The organism is Amycolatopsis acidicola, from assembly GCF_007713735.2.
GTDB lineage: Bacteria > Actinomycetota > Actinomycetes > Mycobacteriales > Pseudonocardiaceae > Amycolatopsis_E > Amycolatopsis_E acidicola.
The window spans coordinates 1-8353 of record NZ_VMNW02000167.1 but is presented as its reverse complement, the minus strand read 5'-3'; the positions used below and the strand labels follow the sequence as shown (position 1 = coordinate 8353).

The following is an 8353-nucleotide window of genomic DNA, read 5'->3' as shown; positions in this document are numbered from 1 at the left end:
GTTGGGGGCTCGTGCATCTGGTGCTGGCTTACCTCGCGTTGCGGGTCGCGTTCGGGGCTGGGGCTCGCGAGGCCGATCAGCGTGGGGCGTTGCAGGAGATCGGGTCCACGTCGTTCGGGCAGGGGGTTTTGTGGGTGCTGGCGGTGGGGCTGATCGCGTTCGGGTTGTGGGAGTTCGTGCATGCGCTGTCGGGGCGGAAGACGACTGCGCGCGTCGGGGCGGTGGCGCGGGGCGTGGGCGTGATCGCGTTGGGGGTGACGGCGGTGCGGCTCGCGACGGGGAGTGGGGCCGCTGGGAGTGACCAGGTGCAGCAGGAAGCCACGGGGAAGTTGTTGCGGCTCCCCGCGGGGCCGTTTCTCGTGACGGTCGCGGCGGCGGTCGTGCTTGGGGTCGCGATCGCGGCTGTGGTGAAGGGCGCGAAGAAGAGCTTCCTCGACGACCTCGACCAGTCTGACCTGCCCGCGGGCACACGCACGGCCGTCGTGTGGCTGGGGCGGGTGGGGTATTTCGCGAAGGGGGCCGTGTACGTCGAGATCGCCGCGCTGCTCGCGTACGCGGGGTTGCGGTCCGATGCGCGACAGGCCGGCGGGCTCGACAAAGCGCTCAGAACCCTTGCGGCGCGGCCGTTCGGCGTGGTGGCGCTGGCGGTTGTGGCGCTCGGGCTGGCGGCATTCGGGGTGTACTGCTTCGCCGCGGCTCGGGCGCGTCGGGGTTAGCGCGTGGTCAGGCCACCGTCCGCGGTCACTACCGAGCCCGTCATGAACGACGAGTCCGACGACAGCAGGAAAGAGATCACCGACGCCATCTCCGACGGGTCCGCGCGGCGGCCCAGCGGGGTGTTGGCGACGGCGTTGCTTGTCACCCCATTCTCTTCGCGGGCCTTGCGGGCCAGCGGGGTGTCGACGACGCCGGGGCACAGGCAGTTCGCGCGGATTCCTTGCTCCGCATAGCCCACCGCGACCGAGCGGGTCAGGCCGACCACGCCGTGCTTCGACGCATCGTAGCCGCACGTGTTGGTGTTGGCGGAGATCAGCGACGCCACCGAGCCGATCGTGACGACCGCGCCGCCGCCGGCCTCCAGCAGGAACGGCACGGCCGCGCGGATCGCGAGAAACGAGCCGGTCAGGTTGATCTTGATGACGGCGTCCCAGTCCTCGAACGACATCTCGTGCGGCAGACCGGACCTGGCGATACCCGCGCAGGTGACGACGCCGTCGAGACCGCCCAGTTCCGCGGCCACCGCGTTGACCGCCGTCGTGACCGAATCCTGTGACGTGACATCGCATTCGAGGCAGACGGCATTCTGGAGCTCCCCTGCCACCCGCTTCGCCGCGATGCCGTCCTTGTCCAGGATTCCCACGGCGGCCCCCTCCGCGACCAGCCTCGCGGCCGCCGCGGCACCGATCCCGCCGGCGCCACCTGTCAGCACGATCCGGCGCCCGGCCAGCCTGTTCGGCACGATCTCCGTCATTTCCGTTCTCCCTCAACCAATCCGGCGGCCACAGTCGACCGGCAGCGAAATCCCCGTCACGAACCTCGCCTCGTCCGAAGCCAGGTACAACACGGCGTTGCTGATGTCCTCGGCCTCCACCCAGCCCTGCCCCAGCACGTCCCCGCCGCGCGCCCGCTCGCGCAGATCCTCGACGGTCGGGTTCTCCAGGTCCGGGCAGAACACCCGCAGCGTCGACTCGCTGAACAACATGTCCGTCGCGACGTTGCCGGGGTGGACGGCGTTCACGCGGATCCGGTGCTTGCCCAGCTCGGCGGACAACGTCTTCATCAGTCCGACGACACCGCTCTTGGAAGCGTTGTAGTGCGCCACGTTCGCGGCCCCGACGAAGGTGACGATGGAGCTGGTGAGCACGACCGAGCCACCGCGGCCTGCCTCGATCAGGTGCGGCACGGTCGCCTTGACCGTCCGCCACACGCCGGTCATGTTGACGTCGACCATGTCCTGCCACTCGTCGTCGGACAGGTCGAAAGTCGGGCGGCAGCCGCAGATCCCGGCGTTCGCGCTGACGATGTCCATCCCGCCGAGCTGCTCGACAGCGTCGGCGGCCACCTGGTTCAGCCCGGCCTGATCGCGCACGTCCACCTTGCGCGCCAGCACCCGGCGGCCGCGCTCGCGGACCAGCTTCTCCGTCTCACGGAGATCGGCCTCGGTGGCCATCGGGTATTCGAGCGTGGCGATGTCCTCGCACGCATCCACCGCCACGATGTCGGCGCCTTCCTCGGCCAGGCGTAGCGCGTGCGAACGCCCCTGCCCCCGCGCGGCACCGGTGATGAACGCGACCTTGCCCTCGACACGGCCCATGGCGAAAACCCCTCCTGTCAATCCAAACCCAGCAACCGGGCCGGAGTCGCACAAGCCATCGTGCGCAAATCCGCCTCTTCGACCCCGGCGTCCCACAACGCGTTCACGTAGCCACGCAACCCCTCAGCCGGATGTGGCAACGAATCGGTCCAGCCGTAATCCGTCGACACCAGCGCACGCTCCGGGCCGAGCTTGCCCAACGCGGCAACAACCTGGTCGAAAGTGGACGGTGCACCCATACACGTATGCGCCGCGAACTCGATGACGGCACCCAGTTCGGCGAGTTCGACCGTCTGCCGCACCGACAGCCCCGGCCCCGCGCTGGCGTGCATCGCATGTGTCACAACGAGATTCCCCCGCTGACCGAAGGCACGGGCGACGGCGTAGTGCTCGTCGACGGTGATGTGACCCGTCGCGAGCACGGCCCCGTGCTCGGCGACCAGATCCATGATCTGCCGAACCTCGGGCACCAGCCCACCTTCGTCCAGCACGCGGATTCCTTCCGCGACACCGAAAGCCGCCTGGACGGACGCCGGTTTGTTCGACGCCGAAGAGAGCGTGGGCAGCCAGATCACCCGGGCACCCGCGCGCAAAGCCGTCTCGACAGCCTGCGGGTTCAGGCCGCCGACCGGATGATCGCAACACATCCCGGCGACCGAAAGCACGTCAGGGACGGCTTTGTTCGTCAGGTCCGCGATCGCCGTGGACGGGAACTCGTGTGCCTTCAACACGATCGCGCGCATCCCACCGGCCACCGCCTCCGTGGCGGCCTGGACCGGGTCGACGCTGTGCGGTCGTTTCGCGAGCTTCTCCACCAGCGGTTCCGGCCCGAAGTGGCAGTGCAGGTCGATCGCCCCGTCGAGCAGGATCGGCGCCGACCCCGAATCACGCGTCATTCGGCGGTGACACCGCCGTCGACGAGGATCGCTTGCCCCGTCACGTAAGAAGCGTCCGCCGACGCCAGAAACGCCACCACGGCAGCGATCTCGTCCGGCTCCCCATATCGGCCCAGTGGCACGGAAAGGGGTTTCGACGGGTTCCGCACCGTCCCGCTCGTAGGCACGATCGCGGCGGTGTTGGCGGAAAGGTTCGTCTTCACCGCGCCCGGGCACACGCTGTTCACGCGAATGCCGCGCGGCGCGTACTCGACCGCGAGGGTCTGGGTGAGCATCTTGACCCCGCCCTTCGACGCGCGGTACGGCGCCAGACCGCCTTGCGTGGCGATGAAGGACGAAGTCGAACCACACGTGACGACCGAGCCTCCGCCGCGCCGCAGCAGGGAGGGCAACGCCGCCTGAATGGTGAAGAACGTGCCGCCGAGGTTGATGTCCAGCACGCCCCGCCAGTCCTCTTCGGACAGTTCAGCGCTGTCCACCCTCGCGCCGCTCACGCCCGCGCCGGTGAAGACCACGCCGATTTCGCCCAATTCGGCGACAACGCCGTCGATGACCTCGCCCATCCGCGAGCGGTCACGCACATCGGCCTCGAAGGCCAGCGCGCGCCCGCCGGCATGCTCGATGGCCGCGACGGTTTCCGCCGCCGCGTCCTCGTGCAGGTCGACCACGGCGACCGCGGCCCCTTCGGCGGCCAGGCGCCGCGCGGTGGCGGCTCCGATTCCCGAGCCGCCGCCGGTCACCACCGCTGTGTGATCCTCAAGCCTGCGCACGGAACAATCATGCGCACGATTGTCAGCGATGTCAACGCGCGGGGCACATTGACGTTCGATGCCATTCATGCGAATAATTCGCTTGGTCTGCCTGCTCACTCACCGATGAGGAGATGCCATGGACTGCCCGGTGTTCCACACCGACTACCGACTGGAACGGCCGGCGCTGGAGACGCACCGGTTGCTCAACGCCGACCGCGAGGCCGCCCGGTTCGCCTGGAACGACTCGACGGACGAGGGCTTCTGGGTGCTCAACCGGTTCGACGACGTGAAGGAGGCGCTGGAGCGGGACGAGGACTTCACCAACGACCAGGTGAGCGCGTTCCACCGCTCGGCGCCGATGGGCCTGCTGCCGGAGAACCTCAACCAGCCGGAGCATTCCGAGCTGCGGCGGATCCTCAACCCGTTCTTCGCCCCGAAGCTGGTCAAGCGCATCGCCGACCTGGCCCGTGAACGCGCCGCCGCACTGGTCGAGGAGGTCGCGCCCGCGAAGTCCACCGACATCGCGACCGGGTTCGGGATGACCTATCCGACCGAGCTTTTCCTTGCCCTGCTGGGACTTCCGGTGGAGGACGCCGGGAAGTTCCTGCCGTGGGTGGAGGGCCAGTTCATCGGCTTCTTCAACAGCGACCCCGAATCCCAGCGGATCGCGGCCGAAACACGGCACAGCATCGACGAGTACTTCACCGCCGCGATCGCCGAGCGCGCCGGCGACCCGCGTGACCCGAAGACGGATCTGGTGACCCGCCTGGTCACCGCGGAGTACCAGGGCGCGCCGATCCCGCACGGCACGATCCTGACCATCCTCAACACCATCATGGCCGCCGGGCTGGACACCACGCGTAGCGCGATCGGCTACACGTTCCTGCACATGGCAAGGCATCCCGAGGACCGCGAACGGCTGCTGGCCGAGCCGGAGCTGTGGCCGAAGGCGGTCGAGGAGATCATCCGGCTGTACACGCTGATCATCCAGGACGGCCGGGAAGCCGCGCGGGACCTGGACTTCCACGGGCTGCAGATCAGGAAGGGCGACCTGGTGTGGCTCGGCCTCGCCGCCGCGAACCAGGATCCGCGCAAGTTCGAGCACCCGGAGCGGTTCGACCCCGACCGCCCGAACCTCAACCAGCACCTGGGTTTCGGCGCCGGGTACCACCGCTGCCTCGGGATGCACCTCGCCCGCGCCGAACTGGGGATCGCGATGTCCGAATGGCACCGGCGCATTCCGCACTACCGCATTGCCGACGGCGCGGAGTTGCGGGAGCGTGGGAGCCAGCTGCGGTTGCAGCACCTGCCGATCGTGTGGGACTGAACCGTCAGAGTGCCCAGCCCGCGGCCAGATCGGTCGCGAGGCTGGGCACGATGTCTTTCCGGACGAACTTCGGTTCGCCGCCGACGGCGATCACGTCGTCGTAGTCGCCCCAGCCGATCACCGAGCGCCGGTCCGCGCGGCCGGTGAACAGGAACGAAGACTCGACGCGCACGCGGAAATCCCCGAGCCAGGTGACACGGGGATGCACGAGGAAATGCCGTTTGCGCGACGGGTCCGCGGCGAACGCTTTCTCATACCACGCCTGGATTTCCGCGCGGCCCCGTACCGATGCGGAAGGCGTGGTCAGCACCGCGTCCTCAGCGAACAACGCCGCCACGGTTTCCGGCCGGGGGTCGTCGAGCACGTGCGAGTAGGTGTTGAGGAGCCCACGCGCGAGCTCGGCGGCCTCCAGCCGGAGCACCCGTTCTTCGAGGTTCATTCGCCCAGTGTGATGGCCGCTTCCGGGCAGGCGTCCCTGGCCTGCACGGCTTCGTCGGCCAGCTCGGCGGCGACCTGCCAGCGCTGACCGCGTTCGGCGACGAAACCCTCGTCGTCGTCCGACAGCAGGGTTTCGGCCATCGTGTAGCAGCGGCCGTGCCCCATGCACCGGCTGCCGTCGATCGAGATGAACACGCTCACTCCTCCACGGTCACGTCGTCCCGGATTCCGCGCCACGCCATGGTTCCGCCGTCCACGGGGAGTACGACCCCGGTCAGGAACGATGCCTCGTCACTGGCCAGGAAGCACGCCACCTTGGCCACTTCGCCGGGCTCGCCGAGCCGCGGAATGAGGTGCGTGCCGTACATCGCCCGCGCCTGCGCCACCTTGTCCTCGGCCGCGGCCAGGTGCGCGGTGCTCATCGGGGTGCGGATCGAGCCGGGGCAATAGCAGTTGACGCGGATGTCCGGCGACAGGTTGATCGCCGCGCCCTTCGTCAGCTGGATGACCGCGGCCTTGGACACCCCGTACGCCGCCATGCGGGCGCCGGTCATCCCGGCGACCGAGGCGGCGTTGACGATCGAGGGCCCGCGGTCCGACGCGCGCAGATGCGGCGCGGCGAACTTGGTGGCGAGCCAGACCGCCTTGAGGTTGATGTCCAGTACCGCGTCCCAGGCGTCCTCCGGCAGAGTGTCCACTGTGGTCTGTTCGGGCGGGGCGAAGACGTGGTCGAGCACCCCGGCGTTGTTGAACAGCGTGTCGAGGCCGCCGGCGTGGGCGACGAACTCCTCGATCATCTCGCGGATTTCGCCGCCGGTGCGGAGATCGGCCTTCAGCGGGAGCGCCTTCGCGCCTTCGGCTTCGACCAGTTTCCCAGTGACGGCAAGCTCTTCCGCGTTCACGTCGGTGATGCCGACGCTCTGGGCGCCTTGGCGCGCGGCCTCCACGGCAAGCTCACGGCCCATCCCACTGGCCGCGCCCGTGATCAGGACGCGCTTGTCGCCCAGCATCAGATCGCCACCGTTTCAGCGACCTCGGGACTTTCGTCGGTGACCTTCTTGGGCTGCAGCAACGCGACGATCAGGAAGCCCACGACCGCGACGCCGACGCCGATCAGCCAGCCGAGCCGGAAACTGTGTTCCGTCGGGACGGCTTCGCCACCGACCTTGATCACCTGCGCGGTCAGCACGGCGCTGATGCCCGCGCTGCCGATCGCGCCGCCGAGCGGGGCGCTGATCTGGCCGATGCTCGCCGCGGTGGCCACCTCGTGCGGGCGCAGCGCGGTGATGAACGTCAGGTATGCGCTGGCGGAGGTCAGGCCGTAGGAGAGGCCGGAGAGGATCGGCCAGGTCCACAGCTGCCAGGCGTGGTCGTGCAGGAAGGCGATCAGCAGCAGGCTCACGGCGAGGCCGGTGAAGGAGATCAGGCAGATCACGCGCGGCGCGACGACCCGGCTCAGCCGCCCGACCGACGCGCTGCCGACCACGATCCCGGTGCAGAACACGAGCATCACGAACCCGCTGACCAGCGAGTTGTAGCCGAACCCGAAGCCGGCGCCCGCCGGGGTTTCGGTGAACTTCGGCAGCGTGAAGTTGATGATCCAGGCCAGCATCCCGGCCAGGAAGAACACCAGCCAGCCGCGCAGGAAGTTGCGGTTGCGCAGGGCGCGGGTGTTCACCAGCGGCTGCTCGACACGCTCCTCGACGGCCCACCAGATCGCGGCGACCACGACGCCGCCGATGAGCGGCACCAGCGTCGCGGCGCTGCCCCAGCCCCATTTCGAGCCCATGGACAGCGGCACGAGGATGAGCGCCAGCGCGAGGGCGAGCAGGCCGCCGCCGAGCCAGTCCACGCGCGGGCGGTTCGGGTCGGTGCGACGCGGAATCGCCGCCAGCGCACCGAAAACGCCGATGACGCCGAGCACGGCGAGGATGCCGAACACCGCGCGCCAGCTCACGTGGACGGCGTCGGTGAGCAGGCCGCCGAGCACGAACCCGAGGCCGGCGGCGATGCCTTCCGCCGCCGCGATCCACGCGAGCACGGTGCCGAGCGTCTTGCCGCTGAGGTTCGCGCGGGCGATCGCGAGGGAGAGCGCGATGGCGCCGAGCGTGAACCCGCCGATGAACCGGCCGATCAGCAGGATGGTCATGTTCGGGGCGACCGCGCCGATCACGCTGCCCAGGGTGAGCAGGGCCATCGTCGTCACGGTCATCGTGCGCTGGCCGAACAGCGAGGCCAGCGGCGGGAGGAGGCCGGTGCCGACCGCGCCGCTGAGCGAGCCGATGATGACGACCCAGTTCAGCAGGCTGCCGGAGGCGCCGAGCGATTCGCCGATCTGGCCGAGCACGGTCAGCGGCAGGGTGAGCACCAACGTGGCCAGGATGACGCAGAAACTGGTCATCGCCACGAGCCCCTTGGGCATGGCGGTGGTCTGGGTAGCGGGTCTGGTCATTGCGCCTCACCGTTGAGTCGAGTCCGGAAGTGACTCCCAATCCCTCATTACTAGTATCATCATTAGCCGCGAATGAGGTGGTGTCAAGAGTCGGGTTCGGCGGGGGCGGTGACCGTCCGGGGTGGTTCGGTCACGGGAACGGCGCGGGGTCCACTGTGGACACTGTGGGTGCGG

At 69.0% G+C, this 8353-nt stretch carries 10 protein-coding genes; 2 read left to right on the top strand and 8 right to left on the bottom strand.

Translation table 11 applies throughout. From position 1 onward, the window contains the following. Window positions 1–716, top strand: a 716-nt coding sequence (locus FPZ12_RS44755; RefSeq protein ID WP_150980802.1) for a DUF1206 domain-containing protein, incomplete at its 5' end; no start/stop codon positions are given. Here the strand turns inward: FPZ12_RS44755 and FPZ12_RS44750 are convergent. Genes FPZ12_RS44750 through FPZ12_RS44735 form a run of 4 tightly spaced genes read right to left on the bottom strand, consistent with a single transcriptional unit; the run spans window position 713 to window position 4079 of the window. After that, window positions 713–1471 (bottom strand): SDR family NAD(P)-dependent oxidoreductase, encoded by a 759-nt coding sequence (locus FPZ12_RS44750; protein ID WP_144761697.1) that lies wholly within the window; start codon window positions 1469–1471, stop codon window positions 713–715. The genes FPZ12_RS44755 and FPZ12_RS44750 overlap by 4 nt on opposite strands. A gap of 12 nt (window positions 1472–1483) precedes the next feature. Further along, complete coding sequence (locus tag FPZ12_RS44745; protein WP_144761694.1) at window positions 1484–2314, bottom strand: mycofactocin-coupled SDR family oxidoreductase; 831 nt, start codon at window positions 2312–2314, stop codon at window positions 1484–1486. A gap of 17 nt (window positions 2315–2331) precedes the next feature. Further along, complete coding sequence (locus FPZ12_RS44740; RefSeq protein WP_144761691.1) at window positions 2332–3210, bottom strand: DUF6282 family protein; 879 nt, start codon at window positions 3208–3210, stop codon at window positions 2332–2334. Next, a complete protein-coding gene (locus FPZ12_RS44735; protein ID WP_144761687.1) occupies window positions 3207–4079 on the bottom strand; it encodes an SDR family NAD(P)-dependent oxidoreductase in 873 nt (290 codons plus the stop codon). The genes FPZ12_RS44740 and FPZ12_RS44735 overlap by 4 nt, the downstream gene beginning before the upstream one ends. Before the next feature lie 19 nt (window positions 4080–4098). On the opposite strand from FPZ12_RS44735, the gene FPZ12_RS44730 reads away from it, so the two are divergent. After that, on the top strand, window positions 4099–5289 hold the full coding sequence (locus FPZ12_RS44730; protein ID WP_144761684.1) for a cytochrome P450: 1191 nt from the start codon (window positions 4099–4101) through the stop codon (window positions 5287–5289). Window positions 5290–5293: 4 nt separating this feature from the next. Here FPZ12_RS44730 and FPZ12_RS44725 read toward each other — a convergent pair whose 3' ends face one another. From FPZ12_RS44725 to FPZ12_RS44710, 4 genes are read right to left on the bottom strand one after another with little or no spacing between them, the layout of a single operon-like run. After that, window positions 5294–5728 carry a nuclear transport factor 2 family protein gene (locus FPZ12_RS44725; RefSeq protein WP_144761681.1) on the bottom strand — a complete coding sequence of 145 codons (435 nt, stop codon included), beginning with the start codon at window positions 5726–5728 and terminating at the stop codon, window positions 5294–5296. Further along, entirely contained in the window at window positions 5725–5922 is a 198-nt protein-coding gene (locus tag FPZ12_RS44720; protein ID WP_144761678.1) for a ferredoxin, read from the bottom strand. The genes FPZ12_RS44725 and FPZ12_RS44720 overlap by 4 nt, the downstream gene beginning before the upstream one ends. 2 nt (window positions 5923–5924) lie before the next feature. Continuing rightward, window positions 5925–6737 carry an SDR family NAD(P)-dependent oxidoreductase gene (locus FPZ12_RS44715; protein ID WP_144761675.1) on the bottom strand — a complete coding sequence of 271 codons (813 nt, stop codon included), beginning with the start codon at window positions 6735–6737 and terminating at the stop codon, window positions 5925–5927. Then, window positions 6737–8179, bottom strand: a complete 1443-nt coding sequence (locus FPZ12_RS44710) for an MFS transporter (RefSeq protein ID WP_144761672.1) — start codon at window positions 8177–8179, stop codon at window positions 6737–6739. Before FPZ12_RS44710 ends, FPZ12_RS44715 begins: the two co-directional genes overlap by 1 nt. Window positions 8180–8353: the final 174 nt, after the last annotated feature.

Bases quoted from the DNA above. Each gene is read 5' to 3' on its own strand.
- FPZ12_RS44750 (WP_144761697.1), bottom strand. From the start codon at position 1,471: ATGACGGAGATCGTGCCGAACAGGCTGGCCGGGCGCCGGATCGTGCTG.
- FPZ12_RS44745 (WP_144761694.1), bottom strand. From the start codon at position 2,314: ATGGGCCGTGTCGAGGGCAAGGTCGCGTTCATCACCGGTGCCGCGCGG.
- FPZ12_RS44740 (WP_144761691.1), bottom strand. From the start codon at position 3,210: ATGACGCGTGATTCGGGGTCGGCGCCGATCCTGCTCGACGGGGCGATC.
- FPZ12_RS44730 (WP_144761684.1), top strand. From the start codon at position 4,099: ATGGACTGCCCGGTGTTCCACACCGACTACCGACTGGAACGGCCGGCG.
- FPZ12_RS44725 (WP_144761681.1), bottom strand. From the start codon at position 5,728: ATGAACCTCGAAGAACGGGTGCTCCGGCTGGAGGCCGCCGAGCTCGCG.
- FPZ12_RS44715 (WP_144761675.1), bottom strand. From the start codon at position 6,737: ATGCTGGGCGACAAGCGCGTCCTGATCACGGGCGCGGCCAGTGGGATG.
- FPZ12_RS44710 (WP_144761672.1), bottom strand. From the start codon at position 8,179: ATGACCAGACCCGCTACCCAGACCACCGCCATGCCCAAGGGGCTCGTG.